This is a genomic window from Acuticoccus yangtzensis (assembly GCF_001927245.1).
Taxonomy (GTDB): domain Bacteria; phylum Pseudomonadota; class Alphaproteobacteria; order Rhizobiales; family Amorphaceae; genus Acuticoccus; species Acuticoccus yangtzensis.
The window spans coordinates 46,446-68,248 of the sequence record NZ_MJUX01000007.1 but is presented as its reverse complement, the minus strand read 5'-3'; the positions used below and the strand labels follow the sequence as shown (position 1 = coordinate 68,248).

The 21,803-nt window shown below is 71.2% G+C and carries 19 protein-coding genes; 4 read left to right on the top strand and 15 right to left on the bottom strand.

What is annotated here, in order from left to right; all coding sequences use genetic code 11:
* Window positions 1-2: 2 nt before the first annotated feature.
* From BIX52_RS16335 to BIX52_RS16305, 7 genes are all read right to left on the bottom strand, one after another.
* Window positions 3-1,097, bottom strand: coding sequence for a glycosyltransferase (locus BIX52_RS16335; RefSeq protein WP_075222171.1), 1,095 nt, complete (start codon window positions 1,095-1,097; stop codon window positions 3-5).
* Between the two features lie 200 nt (window positions 1,098-1,297).
* On the bottom strand, window positions 1,298-2,746 hold the full coding sequence (locus tag BIX52_RS16330) for a hypothetical protein (protein ID WP_075222170.1): 1,449 nt from the start codon (window positions 2,744-2,746) through the stop codon (window positions 1,298-1,300).
* Window positions 2,743-3,942 (bottom strand): glycosyltransferase family 4 protein, encoded by a 1,200-nt coding sequence (locus tag BIX52_RS16325; RefSeq protein WP_075222169.1) that lies wholly within the window; start codon window positions 3,940-3,942, stop codon window positions 2,743-2,745. Before BIX52_RS16325 ends, BIX52_RS16330 begins: the two co-directional genes overlap by 4 nt.
* Window positions 3,939-5,078, bottom strand: a complete 1,140-nt coding sequence (locus BIX52_RS16320; protein ID WP_075222168.1) for a glycosyltransferase family 4 protein — start codon at window positions 5,076-5,078, stop codon at window positions 3,939-3,941. The genes BIX52_RS16325 and BIX52_RS16320 overlap by 4 nt, the downstream gene beginning before the upstream one ends.
* Window positions 5,078-6,223 carry a glycosyltransferase gene (locus BIX52_RS16315; protein ID WP_108676604.1) on the bottom strand — a complete coding sequence of 382 codons (1,146 nt, stop codon included), beginning with the start codon at window positions 6,221-6,223 and terminating at the stop codon, window positions 5,078-5,080. Before BIX52_RS16315 ends, BIX52_RS16320 begins: the two co-directional genes overlap by 1 nt.
* A complete protein-coding gene (locus BIX52_RS23970) occupies window positions 6,220-7,308 on the bottom strand; it encodes a glycosyltransferase (RefSeq protein ID WP_075222166.1) in 1,089 nt (362 codons plus the stop codon). Before BIX52_RS23970 ends, BIX52_RS16315 begins: the two co-directional genes overlap by 4 nt.
* Window positions 7,309-7,339: 31 nt before the next feature.
* Window positions 7,340-7,822 carry an LbetaH domain-containing protein gene (locus BIX52_RS16305; RefSeq protein ID WP_075222165.1) on the bottom strand — a complete coding sequence of 161 codons (483 nt, stop codon included), beginning with the start codon at window positions 7,820-7,822 and terminating at the stop codon, window positions 7,340-7,342.
* A gap of 284 nt (window positions 7,823-8,106) precedes the next feature.
* Between BIX52_RS16305 and BIX52_RS16300 the strand changes: the two genes are divergently transcribed.
* On the top strand, window positions 8,107-9,504 hold the full coding sequence (locus BIX52_RS16300) for a glycosyltransferase (protein WP_075222164.1): 1,398 nt from the start codon (window positions 8,107-8,109) through the stop codon (window positions 9,502-9,504).
* Here BIX52_RS16300 and BIX52_RS16295 read toward each other — a convergent pair.
* On the bottom strand, window positions 9,478-10,509 hold the full coding sequence (locus BIX52_RS16295) for a glycosyltransferase family 2 protein (protein ID WP_075222163.1): 1,032 nt from the start codon (window positions 10,507-10,509) through the stop codon (window positions 9,478-9,480). The two genes, BIX52_RS16300 and BIX52_RS16295, sit on opposite strands and share 27 nt — an antisense overlap.
* A 287-nt stretch (window positions 10,510-10,796) precedes the next feature.
* Here BIX52_RS16295 and BIX52_RS16290 point away from each other — a divergent pair, with 287 nt between their 5' ends.
* Window positions 10,797-12,311, top strand: a complete 1,515-nt coding sequence (locus tag BIX52_RS16290) for an NAD(P)-binding domain-containing protein (protein ID WP_157956271.1) — start codon at window positions 10,797-10,799, stop codon at window positions 12,309-12,311.
* A 30-nt stretch (window positions 12,312-12,341) separates the two neighbouring features.
* On the opposite strand, the gene BIX52_RS16285 is transcribed toward BIX52_RS16290, so the two are convergent.
* The 4 genes from BIX52_RS16285 to BIX52_RS16270 form a co-directional block, all read right to left on the bottom strand.
* The gene (locus BIX52_RS16285; RefSeq protein WP_083660371.1) at window positions 12,342-13,670 is read right to left on the bottom strand and encodes a TRAP transporter large permease; all 1,329 of its coding nucleotides are present in this window, start codon (window positions 13,668-13,670) and stop codon (window positions 12,342-12,344) included.
* A 65-nt stretch (window positions 13,671-13,735) separates the two neighbouring features.
* Window positions 13,736-14,281 carry a TRAP transporter small permease subunit gene (locus tag BIX52_RS16280; protein WP_083660369.1) on the bottom strand — a complete coding sequence of 182 codons (546 nt, stop codon included), beginning with the start codon at window positions 14,279-14,281 and terminating at the stop codon, window positions 13,736-13,738.
* A 94-nt stretch (window positions 14,282-14,375) separates the two neighbouring features.
* Window positions 14,376-15,431: a type 2 periplasmic-binding domain-containing protein gene (locus BIX52_RS16275; protein ID WP_075222161.1), complete on the bottom strand. Its 1,056-nt coding sequence runs from the start codon at window positions 15,429-15,431 to the stop codon at window positions 14,376-14,378.
* A gap of 222 nt (window positions 15,432-15,653) precedes the next feature.
* The gene (locus BIX52_RS16270; RefSeq protein ID WP_075222330.1) at window positions 15,654-16,043 is read right to left on the bottom strand and encodes a Rid family hydrolase; all 390 of its coding nucleotides are present in this window, start codon (window positions 16,041-16,043) and stop codon (window positions 15,654-15,656) included.
* Between the two features lie 173 nt (window positions 16,044-16,216).
* On the opposite strand from BIX52_RS16270, the gene BIX52_RS16265 reads away from it, so the two are divergent.
* Window positions 16,217-17,722 carry a M81 family metallopeptidase gene (locus BIX52_RS16265; RefSeq protein WP_075222160.1) on the top strand — a complete coding sequence of 502 codons (1,506 nt, stop codon included), beginning with the start codon at window positions 16,217-16,219 and terminating at the stop codon, window positions 17,720-17,722.
* 144 nt (window positions 17,723-17,866) lie between these two features.
* Window positions 17,867-18,658: an SDR family NAD(P)-dependent oxidoreductase gene (locus BIX52_RS16260; protein WP_075222329.1), complete on the top strand. Its 792-nt coding sequence runs from the start codon at window positions 17,867-17,869 to the stop codon at window positions 18,656-18,658.
* 99 nt (window positions 18,659-18,757) lie between these two features.
* Here BIX52_RS16260 and BIX52_RS16255 read toward each other — a convergent pair whose 3' ends face one another.
* From BIX52_RS16255 to BIX52_RS16245, 3 genes are read right to left on the bottom strand one after another with little or no spacing between them, the layout of a single operon-like run.
* Complete coding sequence (locus BIX52_RS16255) at window positions 18,758-19,615, bottom strand: HpcH/HpaI aldolase/citrate lyase family protein (protein ID WP_075222159.1); 858 nt, start codon at window positions 19,613-19,615, stop codon at window positions 18,758-18,760.
* Window positions 19,616-19,673: 58 nt separating this feature from the next.
* A complete protein-coding gene (locus tag BIX52_RS16250) occupies window positions 19,674-20,588 on the bottom strand; it encodes an HpcH/HpaI aldolase/citrate lyase family protein (RefSeq protein WP_075222158.1) in 915 nt (304 codons plus the stop codon).
* The gene (locus BIX52_RS16245; RefSeq protein WP_075222157.1) at window positions 20,585-21,802 is read right to left on the bottom strand and encodes a CaiB/BaiF CoA transferase family protein; all 1,218 of its coding nucleotides are present in this window, start codon (window positions 21,800-21,802) and stop codon (window positions 20,585-20,587) included. The genes BIX52_RS16250 and BIX52_RS16245 overlap by 4 nt, the downstream gene beginning before the upstream one ends.
* Between the last annotated feature and the right edge of the window lies 1 nt (window position 21,803).

The following is a 21,803-nucleotide window of genomic DNA, read 5'->3' as shown; positions in this document are numbered from 1 at the left end:
GGTCACGTCAAAAATGCGGGGGCGGGGGCGTTGCCGGTGAGGTGGGCGTAGAGGGCCTCGAAATCGGCGGCGACACGGTCCCAGCCGAACCGCTCGGCAACGAGGGCGCGGCCCAGGGCGCCGGCGCTGGCGCGCCACGTGTCGTCGGGCAGGCGTTGCGCCAGCGCGTCGGCGAGCTCGTCGCGGTCCGTCGTCACCCGCGCGGCGGCCCCGGCGGCGAAACCTTCGGGGAGGTTGCAGGCGTCGGTCATCAGGACGGGCGTGCCGGCGGCCCAGGCTTCCAGCACGGTCATCGGCAGGCCCTCGGAGAAGGAGGGGAGCACGAAGGCCGCGGCATGGGCGTAGGCGGCCTGCTTGGCGGTGCCGAACAGCGGGCCGGGGAAGACGATGTCCGCCCCCGTCGCCGCGGCCTGGGCGCGCAGATCGTTGGCCCCGTCGTCCCACCCGGCGATGGCGAGGCGCCATCCGGCGAGCCGCGGCGCGGCGGCGGCGAAGGCGGTGATCAGCTCGGCGACGCCCTTCTTGGCGTGCAGGCGGCCGAGGAAGAGAAGCGTCGGCCGGTCCATGAAGGCGGGACGCGGCAACGCCTCCGCGGGCGCGGTGTCCACCCCGTTGGGAATGACCGCGATCCGCGCCCCAGGCAGCAGCGCGCGCACGACCTCTGCCTCGGCGAGGGTGAGGGCGTGGATGGTCGCGGCGGACAGATGCGCCCTCTCGAACAGGGCGAGGGCGGCACGCTTGCGGCGGCTGGATTGGGCGAGCGCCCACGGATCCAGCATGCCGTGCGGCGAGACCACGGTGGGGACGCCGGTGCGCCGCCGATAGCGCAGGGCTGCGAGCGACAGTCCCGTCCACAGGCCGTGGGTGTGGACGATGTCGGGGGCGAGGTCCCGCAGCATGTGGCAGGCGCCGGCGACGAGCGGGCCGCGTCCGGTGAGCCGCACCACCTCAGCGCCGGGCGGAGCCTCTTCCGGCGGATCCAGCGTCGGGATGGTGGTCTGGTGGCGCCCGGTGAGGCGGGCGGCGGCGGACAGGACGGCGGCCGGAAGACCGCCGCCGCGCCGGGACAAGAGGGCGCATTGGATCGCGAGCTTCATGAGCCCGGACTCCCCGTGGATTGATGCTGATGAGGTGGTCCGGCCTTCAGCGGCCGGCGGATGTCCCGCGGGTCACGGACCGTGCGCGGGCTGACGGCCCGGCGCCCCGGAGAGCGGCGCCCCTGAGCCCGGCGCACCTGAGGCCGGCGCCCCGGAGCGCGGTGCGGCGTCGGGCGGTACGGCGGAGGGTAGGGTGTCGATCATGCCCGCACCTTCGCGCGCTGTGTTCCGAGGAACCGTCCGCGCAGCGGTGTCGGGCGGCGCTCAGGCTCGCGGGGCCGTCGCCATTTCGGCGGCCGTGCAGGGGCGGGAGCAGGCGCAGGGGCAACAGCGGGTCGGGGCTCGGTCAGGCGAGCCCGCACCACGGGCACAGCCTTCACCAGCCGCAGCACTCCGTAGGCGGGGAGGCCGAGGAGGATCAGGCGGAACAGCCACGGGTCCAACGCCTGCATCACCAGATAGAGCGACAGCGCGGACATCAGCAGGTAGACGACCCGCGCGGCGAGCGTGTCGCGCGCATTCGCCCACATCCGCCCGTAGAACCAGCCGATGGCGAAGGAGGCGGCGGGGGCGAGGTACTGGAACTCGAACCACAGGCTCGCGGCATAGCCCTCGGCCGCGCCCATCGACGGCATCCACCCGGTGAGGGCCATGATGCCGGTGCGGCTCACCCCGCCGTTGACGAGGAGGTTGACCTCGATGCCCAAGAGGGCCGGCAGGTCGGTCCAGATCGACGGCCACACCTGAGCGGGTAGGACCCGGCCGACGATCCAGACGAGCTCGCGCAGGCCGTAGAAGCCGCCGACCTCCTGCGTGTAGCGGACCGTGGCGTTGCTGATCAGATACTCGTTCGAGTGCCACTGGATCAGGTATTCGAGAGGATTGCGCACCGCTTCGAACGAGGAGCCGATGTAGATGCTGCCGCGGTTGGCGACGAGGAACAGCATGAGGAAGCCGAGCGCGCCCCCGCCCGCGGCGATCACCACCAGAGGCACCCGCTTGCGCATGAAGTAGACGTAGCCGCCGCCCGCGGTGACGAAGGCGAGGAAGGCCGGGCCGCGCCGCGCCCCCAGCATCGCGTGCAGGAAGACCGGCGCGACGCAGAGGGCGACCAGCATCCAGTCGATGGGCCGCATGCCGCGTCCGGTGCGGGTGAGAAAGATGAAGATCGCGCCCGGAAGGCCGAGATAGGGCGCCTCCAACAGGTAGCCGCTGGCATAGGCGCCCTGTCCGTAGGCCGTGCCGTAGGTCGCGACGAGCCCGCCCTTCGCCGCCACCATGAAGAGCCATGCGCCACATGCGAGGAGGCCGAGGCCGACGCCCGCGGCACGCAGCAGGACCGGGTCGGAGATCCTGAGCGGCACCCAGCGGGCGGTGCGCGGCGTCACCCCGCGGCCTCCGCGCGCCACCCCAGCGACGAGGCAGCCGATCAGCAGCAGGACCAGCGCGTGGTGCAGATGGTTGAAGGCACCGCCGGCGTAGTGGGCGAAGCGCTCGGGGTTGGTGAGGTAGACCTCCAGCGGCATCCAGCCATAGAGGTAGATGAACGGCGGGAGCAGGAAGATCAGCGGGTGGAACGGGTCGCGAAAGCGCGCCCAGGTCCGCAGCCACAGGAGCAGCAGTCCGGCGATGGTGAGGGCGAAGATCATGGCGCGTCACCCTCGGTGGCGAGCGCCTGGATCGTCCGCCGGAAGCGCGGCCATGAGAAGCGCCGCGCGAGTGCGAGCGCCGCGCGCCCGTCGATGGCGCCCGAGGAGACGCCCGCAGCGGTGCGGGTGATCGCCGCGGCCAGCGCCTCCGCGTCGCCGGCGGGGACGATTTCTCCGGCCTCCGGCGGCGGGTCCATATCGGCAAGGCAGGTCGCGTCGCTGGCGATGACGTGGCAGCCGGAGGCCAGCGCCTCGGGCACGACGTGGGCGAACCCCTCGCTGATCGCCGGGAGGACGAAGACGTGGGCGCGGCGGAACTCGGCGAGGAGATCGGCGCGGCCGAGGTTGGAGCGCACTGTGATCCTGTCGTCGTCGATCGCGGCGAGGCGGCGTGCGGTGGCGGGATCGGCGTTGCGCACGACGAGGCGCAGCGCCGCCCCACGCGGTGCGGCATGGGCGAAGGCGTCGAGCAGCAGGCCGATGCCCTTGCGGGGAATGCCGGAGCCGACGAAGAGGAAGGTGGGGCGCGACGGGTCGGCCTTCTGCCCCAGCGCCGCGGCTTCGTCGATGGCGAGGCTGGCGCCGTAGGGGGCCAGCACGACGCGCTTTCCGGGCGCCACGTGGAGCACCGAACGGCGCGTGAAGCTGCTGGCGCACACGACCGTGTCGGCGAGGTGGATCTCCTCGATATTGGCAGCGTCGTCAGGATCGGCGGCGAAGGGGGCGGGGGCGAACGCGCCGCGCGGGCCGAGGTGGCGCTCGAGCTCGGCCCGCTCGAACGCGCGCTGCGGGTGATATTGGAAGAGGATGCGCCGCCGGTCCGGATGGGCGCGGAAGGCGGCGAGACCGTAGCCGGAATAGGGGAAGAGGCCCACCGGGCGGCGGGCGGCGTGGGCGGCGAAGGCATGCGCCACGCTCGCCTGCGCATCAGCGCCGAAGAGGGTGCGGGCCCAGCGGCGTGAGGCGAGCTTCTGCGCCGCGAAGGCGCGGGCGACGGTGCGCACCCGGCGGTTCGGCAAGGCGGGGTGGTGACGCGGACAGTCGCCCGCGATCCATGGTGCGAGCGCCCCGGCGAGGCGTCCGCTCTTCAGATAGAGGTCGGTGACGAGCGCGTCGAGCCGGCCGATTTCGGCGAGGGCGAGCGCGACCTCATAATTGTCACGCGATCCGGCGAATCCCACAGCGAAGCCCGTCATGGCGTGCCTGCGATGATGGCGCCGATGCGCTTCAGCGGCCCGTCCCACGCCGCCTCGTGACGCCGCGCCCATGCGATCCGCCGCTGCGCCGCGAGGACGTCCGGCGCCGTGGCGAGGCGGTGGATGGCAGCGCCTATGGCCGCGTCCGGCGCGCCAGGCGCGACGAGGGTGGATGCGCCGGGCAGCGCATATTCGGGCGATCCGCCCACGTCCGGCGCGATCACCGGCAGGCCCACGCTGGCGAATTCGCGCAAGGAGAGGCCGCCCGCCTCGGCGCGGGAGAGGAGGCAGCCGACATCGGCGCTCGCGAGGAGCCGCACGAAGCGGCCGGGGTCGGCGCGCTTGTCGACGAACCCGGCGAAGGTGACGCCGGGCGCCGCGGCAAGCGCCGGCGGCAGCCGGGCGGGGTCGACGCCGACGACGGTGAGGTCCGCCGCCGCCCCGTCGGCACGGGCGAGGGCGAGGCCGCGGATCAGCCGGTCGAGACCCTTGCGCTGCCATTCCTTGCCGACGAAGACGAGGCGCAGCGGCCCCGGTGCGCGCGGCGGCGGGTCGCTGCCGTCCAACGCGGCGAGCGCTTCGCGGGTGATGTTGGCGGCCCCGTGCACGATGTGAACGCGCCGGTGCGGGACGCCGTAGTCCTCGACCACGCTGCGTGCGGCGTAGGCGCTGCGCACGATCACTCCGGCGGCGGCGTGGTACTGGGCGCGCTCGCGGGCGATGGCGTCGGCGGCGATGCGCGGTCCGACGCCTCTGCAGGTGTCGTACCCGGCGAAGAGCTGGGTCAGCGTCTGGTCGATATAGAACCAGAGCGGGGCGCGGTGCGTGGCCGCGAGTCGCTGCGGATAGAGCTGGAAGAGGTTGATCACCGTCTCGTCCGGCCGCGGCGGGTCCTGGGCGAAGAGCCGGGAGAGGAAGCCGTCCGAATATTGGAAGCCGCCGCGTTCCAGCCGGGTGGCGAGGCGCCAGGCGCTGAAGGCGAGGCGGCGGCGGCGCCAGGCCGGGGCGGTGGTCGCGAGCGCCAGGCCGCGCCCGACCACGCCCGCCGCGCGCCCGGCCTCGAGGATGTGCCAGGGCGTTCCGCCGAAGGTCGCGGGATCGGTCGCATCGCCGACGACGGCGAGGGCGGCGCCCATCAGACCGCACCGCCGGCGCGCGCCGGGGAGCGGCCGGGAAAGAGGACGCCGCGGTAGCCTTGCGCCATCCGCGCCGGGCCGTAGCGCTCCGCCACCGCGGCGCGGGCGGGGACCGGCGGCGGCGCGGCGAGGGTGCCGGCGAGCGCTGCGGCGAGCGCGTCGGGGTCGGCGGCGGGGACGAGGCGGCCGAGGGCGCCGCCGTCCAGCACCTCGCGGCAGGCCGGAACGTCGGACGCGAGGACGGGGACGCCAGCCGCCAGCGCCTCAATGAGAACGACGCCGAAGCCTTCGTCGCGCGTCGTCGAGAGAACGAAGGCGTCCCACCCGGCGAGTTCGGCGGCGATGTCGGCGCGGGTGCCGCGGAAGACGGTGCGGTGGGCGATGCCGAGGCGCTGGGCCGCGGCCTCCAGCCGGCCCCGCAAAGAGCCGTCGCCGACGATGTGGAGGTGGACGGGCCGGCCGGCGATGGTGTCCGGCATGCGCGCCACGGCGGCGAGGAGCGTGGCGTGGTCCTTGATCGGGTCGAGCCGGGCGACCATGCCTGCGACGAGCGGGGCGTCGGCGGACCGGCGGGCACGGGGAAGCGGCGCGAGTGCGGTGGCGTTGTGGACTACTGCGCTTCCCGCGGGGAGGCGGCCGGCCGTGCGCATCGACGCTGCGACGGTGTGCGAGGCTGAGATCAGCGGTATCCCGAGGAGGCGCGTCGCGGCGAGGAGGAGCGCGGCGGTGCGTGCGCCGCGTTGGTGCGCCGGGACGGGGTTGCCCTGAACCGCGGCGAGCCGGCGCATGCCTGTCGCCCGCGCCACGGCGCCGAGCGTCACGTGATCGGCATGGAAGACGTGGAAGACGATGCCGTCCGGCTTCAGCCGCAGGACGAGCCGGGCGAAGGCGGCCATCCGCGCGGCGCGTCCTGCGGGAAGGGCGGGGTGCAAGGTGGCGGCGTCCGCTGCCGTGATGGCGCCGCCGCCGCGGGTGAGGGCGACGATGTGGTTCTCCGCGCCGCCCGCATGGAGCGCGCCGCAGAGGGTGAGGCACGCAACCTCGGTCCCGCCGCGGTCCTGCCGGGCGATGACGTGAAGGATGCGCTGCGCGGCAGGGGTGGCGGCGCGGGCGGCCGGAAGCGGCAAGGCGGCGGCGTGTCTCATCGCGAAAGTCCCAGGATGCGGGCGTAGCCGTCGGCCATCGCGCGGCGGCTATAGACGCTCTCGGCCCGGCGCCGCGCCACGACGACGCGGCCGGTATCGCGGGCGGCCGTCATCAGCGCGTCGGCCCAGGCCTCGGGCGTGTCCGAGGCGACGAGGTGGCCTGCGTCGCCGTCCGCCAGCACCTCGCGGCAGGCGCCGACGTCGCTGGCGGCGATGGGAACGCCCGTCGCCATCGCCTCCACCATGGCGATGCCGAGCCCTTCCTCCGGCCGCACCGCGAAGGCAAAGACGTCGGCGGTGGCGAGGAGGTCCGGCACGTCGCGCCGGGCACCGAGAAAGCGCACCGCATCACCGACGCCGCATTCCGCCGCGAGCGCTTCGAGCGCGCCGCCGAGGGAGCCGTCGCCGGCGAGCCTCAGCGTCGCATCGACGCCCCGGCCGCGCAGGAGGGCGATGGCGCGGATCAGCGCCGCGTGGTTCTTGCCGCTGTCGAGCCGGGCGACCATCAGCACGGCGAGCCGCCCGTCCGGGGCCGGCCGGGGGGCGCGGAAGGGGAAGCGGGCGAGGTCGATCCCGTTCGGCACCACATGGTGGCGCCGCGCAACGCGGCCGAAATGCGCCTTCACCCCCTGGTCCACATGCGCGGTGACGCTGACGAGATCCGGTGTCAGCGGCGCGGACGCGCGCATGGTGAGGCGGTACTTCCAGAAGTCCGCCTGCCAGTGCCACGGATAGTTGCCGACATGGACGAGGCGGCGTGAGATCCCCGCCATCGCGGCGCCCGCCAAAATCGCACCATGGACGCCGTTCGGTATGGACACGAGGGCATCGGCCGCCGCCCCCCGCAAGGCGCGGGCGGTGGCGGCGGCGATCCGCGGCCAGTCCCGCGGCGCTGCACGATCGATCCCCAACACGCGGACGGGGATGCCGAGCGCGGCGAAGCGGGGGGCCATGGCCGTCTCGCGGCCGGAGAGGACGAGCGCCACGGGGGCGTGACCGTCCGCGCTCCATTCGGCGCAGAGGTCGGCGGCAAGCGCGGGACCGCCCTCCGCCCGCAGCGTGGCCAGAACGATGGCGGGGGTCATGCGAGGGTCCGGCATCCGGAGGGGCGAAGGCTCACTCGACCACCGCCATGTGGGCGGGGATCGCCGTTCCCGGGCCGAGCCTCTGAAAGGCGGTCACCCATGCGCCGTCGCCGACCGTGACCGGCTTGCAGAAGAAGGGGAAGGCGGGGTTCGACCAATCGTGGTTGCCGGTGAAGATGTAGGCGCCCTGGCTGACGCACACGTTGGAGCCGAGCGTCACCTCGGTGTGATTGTCGATCCAGACCCGCTCGCCGAGCCACACATGGTCGCCGAGGGTGAGGAACCAGGGCGACTTGATGTCCACCCGCGGCTTGATGACGACGCCGCGGCCGACCCGCGCCCCGAACAGGCGCAAAATGTGGGCTTTGGCCCGCGAGGGGGCGAGGCCGAAGAGCGATGAGCGAAACAGAATGGCGTTGACGACATACCACGCGGCCCTGACGGCGAAGGGCGGGTTGCCGGGGATCGAGGGACGCTCGAACCGGGCAAGATCGAGCTCGGCGATGATTTTCATGGTGATGACCCCACAGCGGTCATTGAACTCATCTACTTATAGCTGATCAAAAACATTCACTCAACCTTTACGGGTTGCCTGGGACAATGACGCGCTGCGGTGGTGATCTCTCGGAATGTCGCAAAGTGCGGCTTCGGCGACGGGAGCGGCATGCCATGTCAGGCCGCCGGCATTGCGCAGCGCGTCGCCTCAGACCAAAGTCGTAGTCTCTCAACCTTTACGCGATCGTGAGGCGGGGATCTGCTGGCGGTGGGCGGTCGCCTGATCATCCGACCGGAGGCCTGATGCGCATCCTTGTCCTCACCAATCTGACGGCGGGCCACCTGCGCTTCGGCACCGAACTCGTGGCCCACGACCTCGCGTTGGAATGGGCGGGGGCGGGGCATGATGTGACCTTGTGCGGACCCGTCGAATCCGGGCCGGTGCTGCTGGCGTCGTCGGCAGGGGGGGTGAATGTGATGCCGCTGCCGCCGGGTCCGCCACGCCGCCGGGTGGACTATTTCGCCCGCGACGTCGCGCCACCGCCGGACTTCGCGGGGCGGGTGGACGAACTGGCGCCCGACGTGGCGGTGGTCGTCGGCTTCGGCCCGGCGGGCATCACCCTCGCCTGGCTCGACCTTCTGGCGCAGCGCGGCGTGCCCGTGGCGCTGTGGCACCATATGGCGAGCGTCACCTGTCAGCAGCGTTTCCTCCAATACAAGGATCGGACCCCTTGCGACGGGCGGGTGACGGTGAGGCGCTGCACCGCGTGCCGTCTCACAGCGGCGGGTGCACCGGAGCCGATCGCCGAGGCGGCCGCGCTGTTGCCGCTGCCTCTCGCGGCCGCGCGTCTGCCGGGGCGGCTCGGCCGGGCGGCGGGCGGCCGGGCGCTGACGGCGGCCTTCGCGCGATCGGTGGAGGGGCTGCGGGGGAGGACGGAGCGCGTCTTCGTGGGAGCGGACTGGGTCGGGGCGGTGTTGGCGGCGAACGGTTTCGCGCCGGAACGGATCACCCGCGTCCGGCCGGGGTTGCGGCGCGATCTGGGCACCGCACTCGCCGGGACGCCGCGCCCGCCGCGTGCCCCGGCGCTGCGCCTGGCCTGTTGGGGGCGGATCGAGTCCATCAAGGGCGTCGAGGTCGCGATCGGCGCGGTGCGTATGGCGAACGAGGCGGCACCGGATGGCGGGGATGTCACGCTCGACATCATCGGTCCGTTCGACCCGGCGCAGCCATATCATCGCTATCTCGCACGTCTTGCCGCGGGTGACGGGCGGATCGTCTTCACCGGGCGGCTGGAGGCGGCGGCGCTTGCCGCGCGGCTTGCGCAGGCTGACGCCGCCGTCATCGCCTCGACCTGCCAGGAGACAGGGCCGCTGACCGTGTTCGAGGCTCATGCGGCGGGATTGCCGGTGCTCGGCTCGGACCTCGGCGGGATCGGCGAGATTTGCGGGCCCGACCCGTCGGCGCGGCTGTTTCCGGCGGGCGATGCGGCGGCGCTGGGGCGGCTGATCCGCGCGCTCCTCGCCGACCGGGCGGAGGTGGAGCGCCGGCGCGCTCTGGTGCCGCGCGCCCGCACGATGGCCGATGTGGCCGCGGAGATCCTCCCGGTGCTCGAGCAGATGGCGCCGGATGCAGCGTACGGCCGCCACACGCGACAAACCAGGCGGCTTGCGCCATCAGTCGCGAAGCGGCGGGGCGGTTGATGCCGTCGTTCCCTGCCGGTCGGCCTCGGCGGCGCCGGCCCGCCCGGCAGCGGCGCCGATCAGGCGGCGGGCGGCAGCGGTCAGCCGGACTTTCCGTTCTAGGCCGAGGACGGTCGCGAGGCCGCGGTGGATGCGTCGCCCGCCGTGTCCCGCGAACCCGAGGGCGCGGGAGCGGGCGAGGGCCGCCCGCGCCTCGTCCTTCGCGCCGGCGAAGAAGCCGTGATAGGCGAGACGGTAGTAGGCGGCGCCGAAGGCATCGCTGACGGTGACGCCGCGCGCTGCGGCCAGCGCCTCGAGCGCTCCGAGCGCGGCACATTCGCTGGCGATGACCGCCGGTCCGGTACGGCGGGAAATGCGGTGCGGCCCGTCGTGGTGCACCCAGACGCCGCGGCCTTTGGCGGCGAAGGTCACCCGCGCCCCTTCGATGAGCGCGCGCATACAGAGTTCGCCGTCCTGATTGCGCAGCACAGGGCGCCACCCGCCGATCTGCTGCACGAAGCTCCGGCGCCACAGGACGGCGCACGGCGGAGTGGCGCGGCCGCGCAACCAGTCCGCCAACAGATCGCGGCCGGGCGCGGCGCCCGTGCCGGGTGTCAGGATGCCGTCCCGCTCCGTCGCGAACGGGCCGAAGGCGATGTCGGCGCCCGCGGTCCGAAGCGCCTCGGACCAGGCGCGCAGGGAGCCCGGTTCCAGGCGGTCGTCTGCATCGAGGAAGAGGATGAAGGGTGCCGTCGCCCGCGCCAAACCGTGATTGCGCGCCTCGCTCGCGCCGCCATTGGGGACCGAGAGCAGCCTGAGGCGCGGTGCGTAGGCGGCGGCGGCGAGGGCCGTTCCGTCGGTCGATCCGTCGTCGACGACGATGAGGTCGACCGGGTGTTCCTGGGCCAGCACGCTTTCGATCGCTCGCCCCAGCCACCGCGCGGCATTGTGGGCGGGGATGACGACGCTGACCGGCGGAGGGGGCGGCAGTGCGGCGGTCACGATGCGGCGGAGATCCAGGGACACGCTTCAATAGATTCAATTCAAAATTGCATAAAGCTGACCCATGCGTCAATGAGCGGCCGTTGCGTGCGTCGCACTGGCGGGCGCCGGTTGGGTCCTGGCAGGCCCGGCGCGTCCGTCCGCAGGGTGCGGCGCGGTCCGTAAGCAACCGCTCGGCGGGCGAGCACCCGGCGGACACCCACGCAGGGCCCGCCGGGGCCCCCGTCCTTGACGTCATGGAGCCGTTCTTTCTACGCTTTGAGAAGACGGCGATATTTTCGCCCCGTCCCCGCCAACCAACGGTTCGCCCCATGTCTTTGACGTCGCCTGCCCGTACCGCTGCGGAGCCGCACAGGGCCGCGTCAGAGAGTGATGGCGAAGCCGCAAAGACCGCCCCTGCCACGCCGGACGGTGCCGGCCTCGCCGAGCTCGAGCAGCGTCTCGCACGCGATCTGCAAAGCCTGATGCTGCCGCCGCGCGATTGGGTGCCGCCCGCGACCGGCCCCGGCGGTGCGCCCATGCGTTCCGTCATCGTCATCGGCGCCGGGATGTACGGGATCGCCGCCGCCCTCTCGCTGCGCCTGGAAGGAGTGGCCGACACGCTCCTGATCGAGCGTGCGCAGGACGGGCTGGAAGGGCCTTGGATTACCTTCGCGCGGATGCCCACGTTGCGCTCGCCGAAGACGCTGCCGGGACCCGCGGCGCGGCTTCCCGCGCTCACCTTCCGGTCCTGGTACGAGGCGGCCTACGGCACGGACGCGTGGGACACGCTCTATAAGGCCAGCAATGGCGACTGGCAGGCCTATCTCACCTGGGTGCGCCGGGTGATGGACCTGCCGACCCGCACCGGAACCGCCGTCACCGGCCTGACCCCGGCGGCCGACCACGTGCGTCTCGACACGGCGGCCGGTCCGCTCTTTGCCCGCCGCGTGGTGCTCGCCGCGGGACGCAATCGCGATGCGGCCTACATCCCGCCCTTCGTGGCACCCGGACTGCGCCCCGGCCCCGTCGCCCACACCTGCGACGAGATCGACTTCGCAGCCCTCGCCGGACGCGACGTTGCGGTGATCGGCGGCGGCGCATCGGCGTGGGACAATGCGGCCACCGCGCTTGAGGCCGGGGCGCGGGTCACCCAATATGTGCGCCGGGACGCGCTGCCGCAGATCAACAAGAGCCGCGCCCCGTCGGCGACGTCGCCGGGCCTGTTGCGGGGTTGGCCGCGCATGCCCGACGCGGTGCGCTGGTCGATGGCGCACTATGCCGCGCTGAACGCCGCACCGCCGCCTCACGAGACGGTTCTGCGGACCATCGCCCACCCTGCGTTCGACCTGCGTTTCGGCCATGACCCGGTGGCGGTGGAGGCGGCCGGCGATGGCGTGCGGCTCCGCTTCCGCGGCGGCATCGAGACCACGACGGACTTCCTCATCCTCGGCACCGGGTTCTCGTCAGACATCGAGGCGCTGCCGTTGCTGGCCCCGCTTGCGTCTCGGATCATGCGCTGGGGCGCGCGCTATACGCCGCCCGCCCACGAGGCGAATGCGGCACTGGCGAGCGCACCCTATCTCGGACCGGGCTTCGAGCTCATGGAGGACGGCGGCGCGGCGGGCGAGGGTCTCTCGCGCATCCATCTCTTCTTGCCCGCCGGTCATCTCTCCATGGGGGCGATCTTGACCGACGTTCCAGGTGTGAACATCGGCGGTGACACGCTGGCGCGCTCCATCGTCGAGCACCTGGCGCTGGAGACGGTCGACGCGCTGCGGGCGGACGTGGAGGCTTTCGCGGAGCTGGAGCTGACCGGAACGCCCTACGTGATGCCCTCCGTCTGACGGCGCGCCCGCAGAGCGCCCCCGCCGCCTCTACCGCACGCTGATGAGATAGTCCGGGATCGCCGTCGCAAGTCCCGGAAAGAGGAAGACCAGCACGAGCACGATGAGCTGACACACCACGAACGGCAGCACGCCCAAATACATGTCGCTGTAGCTGAATGACGGTGGTGCGATGCTGCGCAGGTAGAAGATGGACGGGGCCATCGGCGGCGTGAGGTAGGACGTCTGCAGCATGATGATCACGAGGACGGCGAACCACACCGCGTCGATGCCGTTCGGTGCCAGGAAGGGCAGGAAGATCGGCACCGCGATCAACACCACCGACACCCAGTCGAGCAGCGCGCCGAGGATGAAGACGACGACCAGGAACATCAGCGTGAGCTGCATGGAGCTGAGATCGGAGGCGTTGACGAGATCGCGCACCAGGCCGGCGCCGCCGGTCAGCCTGAACACCGAGGTGAACAGCGTGCCGCCGACGACGATGAGGAGGATCATCGACGTGACCATGACGGTCTTCAGCGTGGCTTGTCCGAAGCGCTGCCAGTTGAAGTCGCGGTAGAGGATGTTGAGGAGCACCGCGCCGACCGCGCCGACCGCGGCCGCCTCGGTGACGGCGGCGATGCCGGCCATGATCGACCCCACCACCATGAAGACGAGGATGAGCGGCGGCAGGAGCGAGAAGACGCTGGCATCGGTCAGCTCGGCCGGACCGTCGCCGGGGGCCGCCTCCGCCACGTCCTCCGGTACGGGGTGGTGCAGGAAGAAACCGTGGATGACCACCCAGGCGATGAAGAGCGCCACCATGATGGCGCCCGGCGCGAGCACCGCCGCGAAGAGGTCGCCGACGGACTGGTTCGCCGCCGAGGCGTAGATGATGACGACGATGGAGGGCGGGATCATCGTGCCCAGCGACCCGCCGGCGCAGATGACGCCGGAGATGATGCGCCGGTCATAGCCCTCGCGCATCATGGCCGGAATGGCGAGAAGGCCGACCATCACCTCCACCGCGCCGACGATGCCCGTGCCCGCCGCGAACACGGTGCACATGGCGATGGTGGCGATGGACATGCCGCCGGGGAGCCGCCCGAACCAGCGCTTCATCAGCGCAAAAAGGCGGGCGGCCATGCCGGACCCCTCCAGCATCGCCCCCATGAAGATGAAGAGGGGCACGGCGGCGAGCGCATAGTTGGAGGCGACGGAGCCGACGAAGCGGTAGAGCTGCAGTCCGGCGAGATCGCCGACCGCCATGAGCGCGAATCCGACCGAGACGACGATCAGGCTGAAGCTGACCGGGATGCCGAGGAAGATCAGCAGGAAGAGCGCCGGCACCATGAAGGCGGCGAGAGGAAGATCGGCCAAAGTTCAACGCTCGCGGATTAAAGAGGGGAGCGGCCGCTGGGAGGCCGGGGCGGTCGGGCGGCGGGTCAAGGCGCGGAGGCCGGGGCGGTGCGGCCGCGCAGCGCGGCAGCGGCCTCGTTCAAGCCCTGGTACAGCACCTCGATCGCAAGGGACGTGAGGGCGGCGGCGACCGCGAGGCGGAACGGCCAGATCACCGCCTGCCACGGGCTGACGCGGTCGATCTCGCCGGTGATATAAGCCGAATAGGTCTGGATCCACGCCGCCTGGCCGAGGATGCCGAGCGCGGGCAGCACCAGGAGGATGAAGGCGAACCCGGTGATGGCGTGACGCACGCGGGCGGGCAGCGCGTTGGAGAAGACGTCGATGACCACGTGCTGGCGGTGGCGCAGCGCGAAGGCCGCGGCCAGCAGGAAGCTGGCGCCGTTCAGCATCCACGCGAGGTCGAAGGCCCAGCGCGTCGGCGCGCGGAAGGCGTAGCGCATGATGACTTCGTAAAGGGTGATCCCGATCAGCACCAGAAGCGCCGCGCAGGCGAGGCCGACCGCCACCAGAGAGATCGCGCGCGAGATGCGCCCGATTGTTGCAATCCACACCATGTCGTCCGTGCCCACTCACAGGATCAAGGCGGCTGCGGCATGAGGATCGCGGCCGCCGTTCGGGGAGGGCGCGGCAGCGAGGGGCCGCCGCCGCGCCGCGCGATGCCGCTTATTCGTCGGCGGTGGTAGCGGACACGCTGTCCCAGCCGTCGCGGTAGCTGTAGTAGCTGTCCACGACGCGGCGCATGAAGTCGCTGCCTTCGGCCTCGTACTGCTCCGCCTTCGCCTCGGCCCACTGGCGGCCCGCGTCGGCGATCGCGTCCTTCACCACGTCAGGAAGGGGGACGATCTCGACGCTGCTGGACGTCAGCTCGTCCATCGCCGCGATGTCGTTGCTCATCCAGTTCAGCACGCTCTCGAACGCGGCGAGCTTGGCGGCGGCCTTCACCTGCTCCTGCGTCTCCTCGGGGAGCGCGTCCCAGGTTTCGAGCGACACCATCAGCTCGAACGGCCAGGCGTTGGAGTGGGCGCCGGGGGTGATGATGTAGGGCGCGGCGTTCTGCAGCCCGACCTTGACGTTCTCGCCGGGCGTGGACCACTCGGCGACGTCGATGCCGCGGCGCTCCAGCAGCGTGTAGACCTCGCTGCCGGGCACGGTGGTCGGCGCGGCGTCGAAATACTGGTCCAGGATCTCCGCCCAGGCGCCGGACGCGCGGAACCGCAGACCGGCGAGGTCCTCCGGCTTTTCGATGAGGACGTGGCTATGCCAGATCTCGGCCGGGCCGATGCTGACGATCAGCGAGTACATGCCCTCGGTGGCGCGCAGCTCCTGCAGCAGTTCCTCGCCGCCGCCCTCGTAGAGCCAGCCGAGCATCTGGATCGGCGTCATACCGCCCGGATGGCCGGCGAAGATGCCGTTGGCCGAATGCTCGTTGACGACGTAGAGCGGGGTGAGGTGGCCTGCGTCGGCGAGGCCGTCACGCACGGCGGCATAGGCCTCGAAGGCGGGGGCGATGATGCCTTCCGCATAAGGCTCGATGGTCAGGTCACCGCCCGTGAGCTGCTCGATGCGCGCGATGAAGGGCAGCGTCATCTCGTTGTAGTAGGTTGAGGTGTCGGTGGCGAAGGTGGTCAGTCGCCATGTCGTCTGCGCGTTTGCGACGCCGGCCCCGGCGACTGCAAAACCCACAAGACCGATCAATGCACTCGAGAGGAAAGTTCGCATGGGGGCTCCTTATTCAAGAAAATGTTAGGGAGTCACCCCGAGGCCGTCATGTCCATATTTTGTCGTAAGTGGGGGAATTATTCGGCATCACGCTGCTCAAAGCGGCGGCGTCAGTGCGTTGATCGGCCTCGCGTCGCGGGCCAGGCAGTATAGCGCGGCAAATCGCCGCGAAGGGGTGGGCGGGAATGCTTATGAAGCCGCGCCGGCCGCCGGTGCGGCGGATCAGTCCGCGTCCAGCACCGCGTCGGCTTCGATCTCGACGAGGATGTCCGGGTGGAGGAATTGCACGCCCGTATAGAAGGCGCTGACCGGTAGAACGTCCGCGAAGAACGCGGCGTGGGCGGCGGCGATCGGCTCCCAGTCCTGCGCCCGTGTCATGGTCACGCGGGTGCGCACGACGTCGTCCAAGGACATCCCGCATTCGCCGAGCGCGGCGGCGATCTTCTCGATGCTGATGCGGGCCTGCGTGCCGGCATCGCCAACGCCTTCGACCTTGCCGGCGTCGAGCGCGGTGGTGCCGCTGACGAAGGCGAGGTTGCCCACCCGCACCGCTCTGGAATAGCCGATCTTCTCGCCCAATCCGTTCGCGATCTTGACGATTTTTCGAGTCATCCAGTCCACCATCGTTGCCAGGCGGGCGGAGCTTTTCACCATTCGCGCAGGCCCACAAGCGCGCCGGCCGATGCCGCGGCGTTGACGGCGACGGCGCGATCGCGCGAGCTTGAGGCGATGCGGCGCCGCATCCGGACCTTCCCGCTAAGCCACTCATTCAACGGAACTTCATCGTGTCGCACGCCCGTCGCATCCTGGTCGGCCAGCTTTGGCATGAAGGCCACTCCTTCAATCCCGTCGCCACCGTTCGCGAGGACGTTTCGATCGTCGAGGGCGAGGCGATGTTGCGTGGCGCACGGGAGAGCCGCACCTCGCTCAGCGGTATCGTCGCCGTGTGCGATGCGCTGGGCGACACGTGCGTACCGACCTTGGCGGCGCGCGCGCGTCCCGGCGGGCCGATCGAGGAGCCGGTATTCCAGGAGATCGCCGATGCGCTGGTGGAGGCCGCCGCGAAGGGCGGGTACGACGCCATCTGCCTTGACCTTCACGGCGCGACGCTGGCGGCCGAGACGGGCGACACCGAGGGGGTGCTGCTGACGCGCATCCGCGATGTGGTGGGCCCGGACATGCCGATCGCCGTCGCGCTGGATCTACACGGCCACATCACCCCGGCGATGCTGGACGCGGCGACCATCGTCACCGGCTACCGCACGAACCCCCACCAGGACATTTTCGAGACCGGTGAGAGGGCGATGCGGCTGCTGGACGGCGTGTTGCGTGGCCGGGCGGTGGGCGAGGCGCCCCCGTGTGCCGTGGCGACGCGGCTGCCCTTCATCACCCGCGGCAACGACGAGACGGACCAGGGACCGCTCGTCGCCCTCGGCGCCATGGCGGACCGCTGGCGCGCCCATCCCGCCATTGTCGACGTGTCGGTGTTCAACGTGCAGCCCTTCCTGGATCTGCCGGGGATGGGCCAGGTGGTCGTTGCCTACGACGACGGGTCGGGCGCGGCGATGGACGCCTGCCGCGAGATCGCCGAGCAGCTCTGGGCCGACCGCACGGCGTTTCAGCAGCAACTCCCCAGCGTGGAGGAGGCGTTCGAGATCGCACGGCACAGCGAGGAGGTGCTGGCGCTGGGTGATCAGGGCGACAGGGTGATCGGGGCGGGGCCGGGCGACTCACCCTTCATCGCCGCCAAGGCGTTGGAGCTTGCACCGGACCTGAGGGTCGCGACCGGGATTTTCGATCCCGAGGCGGTGAAGGCCGCCCACGCCGCCGGGGTCGGCGCAACGCTGGACCTCGGCGTCGGCGCGTCGATCAACACCGGGCTGGACCCGCTGCGCGCCACGTGGACGGTGACGTCTCTGGCGCCCGCGCGGTTCCGCAATCAGGGCCCTTACATGCATGGCGTGGAAGCCGACTTCGGCCCCGCGGCGGTGCTGGTGTGCGGCAACGTGAGCGTCGTCGTCACGACGCGCGCACCGAACATCCACGACCCCGCCTTCTATGACGCGCTGGGGATCGCGGTGGCCGAACAGGACATCGTCGTGGCGCGTGCGGCGAACCACTACAAGCTGTCGTTCCGCGACTGCGCCCGCTGCATCACCGTGGACACGCCGGGGTTGACGGCGTTCCGCCCGCAGGACCTGCCCTTCACCTGTGCCCGCCCGTTCTACCCGCTGGACGATGTGGCGTGGAGCTTCGACACCGCCGCAACCGTCCACCGCCGAGGCGCCTGACGCAGCCCGCCCTTTCGCGCGGTCGCTCAGGCGATCGCGCGCCCGGACCGCGCCTCATCGCCAGCGTTCGAACAAAAAGGTGATGGTGCGCGGCGTCATCGGGCGTAGGCTCCGGCGCATCGACAGATTTGGAGCAGCGTGAACGTGGATCTCGGACTCAAGGGCAAGGTGGCGGTGATAACGGGGCCGGCGAAGGGCATGGGCGCCGCCATTTCACGCGGGTTCGCGGCGGAAGGTTGCCGCCTGGCGCTTCTCGGCCGTGACGCCGAACCGATCGTGGCGTTGAAGGACGAGCTCGCCGCCGCCGGGACCGAGGCGATCGTGGTTGCGTGCGATGTGACGTCATATGCCGACTGCGAGGCCGCGGCCGAGGCGGCGCAAACGGCGTTCGGCCACGTCGATATCCTCGTCAACGTCGCCGGTGGCACCGGCACCATCGGCGTTCATGGGGTGGAGACGACCCCGGAACAGTTCGAGCAGACGGTTCGCCTCAACACCAACGGATGTTTCCACACCATCCGCGCGGTGCTGCCGGGCATGATGGCGCGGCGCTATGGCAAGATCGTCAACGTCGGCGGGACGTTCGGCATGCGCGGCCGGGCGGGCCGGCTGGCCTATTCGGCCTCCAAATGGGGGCTGCGCGGCCTCACGAAGAGCTTCGCGCTCGAGGCCGGTCCTCACAACATCAACGTCAACTACGTCGCGCCGGGCATGGTCGACGGGCCCCGCTTCCGCGACAAGGTGTGCCGGGACATGGCCGAGCGGCTGGGCGTCTCACCTGAGGAAGCCGCCGAGATCCACGCCAGCGACTACGCGCTGCACCGGATCTCGACCGACGTCGACATCGCCAACGCCTGTCTGTTCCTCGCCAGCGACGTGTCGCGGCAGATCACCGGCGTCGATCTGCCGGTCGACGGCGGATGGGCCGCCCTCTGACACGCCCGCTCGGCGGAGCGTCGCGCCGCCTGGCGCACGGCATGGCGCGCGAAGGCACCACCGCGGTCGCTCCGCGGTGGTGCTGATGGTGCGCTCGCCTCAGCGCGCCAGGGCCAGCGTCTTTTCCGCCACCTTCAGCATGGCGTAGTCGACGAGCTTGCCGTTGACGGTGACGGCGCCGAGGCCGCGCGATTCGGCCTCACGGAACGCGGTCACGACGTGGCGGGCGGCGGCCACCTCCTCGTCGGTCGGGGTGAAGGCGGCGTTGGCGGCCTCGATCTGGTTCGGGTGGATCACCGCCTTGCCGGCAAAGCCCAGCGCTTTCGCCTCGGCGCAGTCGGCGGCGAAACCGTCAGCGTCGGTCACGTCGAAGAAGACGGTGTCGATCGGCGCGGCGAGGCCGCCGGCGCGGCTGGCGACCACGGTGGTGATCTTGCCGTGGGTGATGTGCGGGCCGACGTTGGCGGTCGGGATACCGAGGTCGGCGGTATAGTCCGCGGCGCCGAACATCATCGCTTGCAGCCGCCCGCCGGCCTTGGCGATCTCCACCGCGTGGGCGATGCCGCGTCCGGTCTCGATGATCGCGTTGAGGCGCACCTGCCCGGCGGGCACCTTCTCGGCCCGCTCGGCGGCGGCGATCATGGTGGAGACGGTGCGCACGGTCTCCGCCGCCTCCACCTTCGGAAGGATGATGCCCGCCAGCCCGCCGGTGCACACGGCGCGGATGTCCTCGGCGGTCAACCCGGTTTCGATATCGTTGACACGCACATAGACGTTGCGCGCCGCGTCGACGCTGGCGAGGCGGGTGCGCACCATGTCGCGCGCGCGGCCCTTTTCGGACAGCGCCACCGCGTCCTCGAGATCGAGGATCAGCGCGTCCGATGCGCTGGCGAGAGCTTTGTCGGTTTTGCGCTCTTCGGTGCCGGGAACGAACAGGTAGGTGCGGATCGGCGTCATGACGTGTCCTTGAGGCGAATGCGAATGAGGGGAGACCGCGGAGGATGCGCCGGCGGTGTTAAGAGGCGGGGGCGTGGCGTGCGGCCAGCCGCTCGGCACGGGCGACGACGGCGCGGGCGCGCTCCACCACAGGGATGTCGACCATCCGCCCGTCGACCTCGACCGAGCCGCGCCCGGCGCGTTCTGCCGCGGCGAAGGCTTCGATCACCCGGTAGGCGCTGGCGCACTCTTCCGGCGACGGTCCGAACCCTTCGTTGAGCGCGGGCACGACGGCAGGATGGATGCCCGATCCCGCCGCGAAGCCGAAGCGGCGCGAGCGGCGTGCCGTCTCGCGCACGGCGTCGATGTCCTGATAGTCGGCCACTGTGCCGATGAGGCCGACCGGCAGGATTCCGGCCGCGCGTGCCGCGATGACGAGCTGCTGCTTGGGATAGAGCAGGACCTCCGGCGAGGGCTCGGAGTGGGTGGCGAGCGCGAAGTCCTCTCCGCCCAGCGACATCGCCACGTTGCGCGGGTGCGCGGCGGCGATCTCGTGCATGCGGGGGAAGGCCTCGGCGGTTTCCACCATGGGCACGAAAACGGTGTGGCCGGGGGGAAGGCCGCGCGCGATCTCGGCGTTGAGGGTCACCTCGGCGAGGAGCCGCAAGTGAGAGGCGCTGTCGATCTTCGGCAGAAGAAAGCCTGCGACCTCGGCGCAGACGGCGGCGGCGATGTCGGCCACGGCGAGTTCCAGCGGCCGGTTGATGCGCACCAGAATGTCCGCCCCGCCGGCGCCCGCGCGCCGTGCCGCGTCCCCGACGAGCTCTCGTGCGGCGGCCTTGTCACCCACCGCGATGGAGTCCTCGAGGTCGAGGATGATGGCGTCCGCCCCGCGAAGGTGGGCTTTGGCCACGTAGGATTCCACGTTCACCGGCACGTAGAGGAGCGAGCGCCAGGCCGGGAGAGGGGCGCGATCGGCGAAGGCGGTGCTCATATCGTCCCCCGCGCGGCCATGTCGCGAACTTCGTCCACGCTGAAGCCGGCCCGCGGCCAGATCTCCTCGTTGTGCTCGCCGATGCGCGGGGCCGGGCGACGATAGCGCCCCGGCGTGCCGCTGAGGCGCGGGGTGATGGCATGGACCGGCACGGCGCCCAGATCCTCGTCCGGCAGGTTGACGACGATGCCGCGCTCCTGAACGTGCGGATCCTCCAGGAACTGGCCCACGTTGTAGACCGGCGCGGCGGTCACGCCTTTCGCCTCGAAGAAGCTGATCGCGTCCTCGAGCGTCATTTCGGCGATGAAGCCGCCGACGATGGCGTCCACCTCACCGCGATGCTCAACGCGGTCGGCGTTCGTGGCGAAGCGGGGCTCGTTCACCAGCTCGGGCCGTCCGATGGCCTCGAACAGACGCTCGGTCATGCGCTGGGTGGAGGCGGAGATCGCCACCCATCCGCCGTCCTTGGTGGCGTAGACGTTGCGGGGGGAGGAGGACTCCGACCCGCTGCCGACGCGCTTGCGCACGCGCCCGGTGACGGTATGCACCGCCGCCTCGGGGCCGAGGGTGGAGACGATGGACTCCAGCAGGCTGAGGTCGATCACCTGGCCCTTGCCGCCATTCTGCTCGACGTTGCGCACGGCAATCACCGTCGCCATGGCGCCGTAGAGGCCGGCGATCATGTCCGCCATGGCGAGCGGGGGCAGCACCGGTTCGCGGTCCTCGAAGCCGTTGTTGGCGGCGAACCCGGACATCGCCTCGACCAGGGTGCCGAACCCGGGGCGGGTGCGGTAGGGCCCGGTCTGGCCGAAGCCCGACACGCGCACCAGAACGAGGTTGGGGTTGGCTTCGAGGAGAACGTCCGGCCCCAGCCCGATCTTCTCCAGAAAGCCGAAGCGGAAGCTCTCCAGCATCACGTCGAAGTGCGGCAGGAGCTTCAGGATCATCGCCCGCGCGCCCTCGGCCTTGAGGTTCAGCGTGATGCTCTTCTTGTTGCGGCCATAGACCTTCCAATGAAGGTCCACGCCGTTGTTGCGCCAGTGGCGCAGCGTGTCGCCGGTGCCCGGCACTTCCACCTTCACCACCTCGGCGCCGAAGTCGGCGAGCTGGAGAGACAGCATGTTGCCGGCGACGAGCCGGGAGAAGTCGAGCACCTTCACACCGTCGAGCGGACAGGGCGCATCGGGTTCGAAGGGAAGAGAGTGAATGCCCATG

Excerpts from the sequence above, each read along its gene's own strand:
- BIX52_RS16270 (WP_075222330.1), bottom strand. The coding sequence starts at position 16,043 with ATGACTCGAAAAATCGTCAAGATCGCGAACGGATTGGGCGAGAAGATC.
- BIX52_RS23970 (WP_075222166.1), bottom strand. The coding sequence starts at position 7,308 with ATGACCCCCGCCATCGTTCTGGCCACGCTGCGGGCGGAGGGCGGTCCC.
- BIX52_RS16325 (WP_075222169.1), bottom strand. The coding sequence starts at position 3,942 with ATGACGGGCTTCGCTGTGGGATTCGCCGGATCGCGTGACAATTATGAG.
- BIX52_RS16275 (WP_075222161.1), bottom strand. The coding sequence starts at position 15,431 with ATGCGAACTTTCCTCTCGAGTGCATTGATCGGTCTTGTGGGTTTTGCA.
- BIX52_RS16255 (WP_075222159.1), bottom strand. The coding sequence starts at position 19,615 with ATGACGCCGATCCGCACCTACCTGTTCGTTCCCGGCACCGAAGAGCGC.
- BIX52_RS16305 (WP_075222165.1), bottom strand. The coding sequence starts at position 7,822 with ATGAAAATCATCGCCGAGCTCGATCTTGCCCGGTTCGAGCGTCCCTCG.
- BIX52_RS16320 (WP_075222168.1), bottom strand. The coding sequence starts at position 5,078 with ATGGGCGCCGCCCTCGCCGTCGTCGGCGATGCGACCGATCCCGCGACC.
- BIX52_RS16330 (WP_075222170.1), bottom strand. The coding sequence starts at position 2,746 with ATGATCTTCGCCCTCACCATCGCCGGACTGCTGCTCCTGTGGCTGCGG.
- BIX52_RS16245 (WP_075222157.1), bottom strand. The coding sequence starts at position 21,802 with ATGGGCATTCACTCTCTTCCCTTCGAACCCGATGCGCCCTGTCCGCTC.
- BIX52_RS16315 (WP_108676604.1), bottom strand. The coding sequence starts at position 6,223 with ATGAGACACGCCGCCGCCTTGCCGCTTCCGGCCGCCCGCGCCGCCACC.
- BIX52_RS16300 (WP_075222164.1), top strand. The coding sequence starts at position 8,107 with ATGCGCATCCTTGTCCTCACCAATCTGACGGCGGGCCACCTGCGCTTC.
- BIX52_RS16335 (WP_075222171.1), bottom strand. The coding sequence starts at position 1,097 with ATGAAGCTCGCGATCCAATGCGCCCTCTTGTCCCGGCGCGGCGGCGGT.
- BIX52_RS16290 (WP_157956271.1), top strand. The coding sequence starts at position 10,797 with ATGTCTTTGACGTCGCCTGCCCGTACCGCTGCGGAGCCGCACAGGGCC.
- BIX52_RS16250 (WP_075222158.1), bottom strand. The coding sequence starts at position 20,588 with ATGAGCACCGCCTTCGCCGATCGCGCCCCTCTCCCGGCCTGGCGCTCG.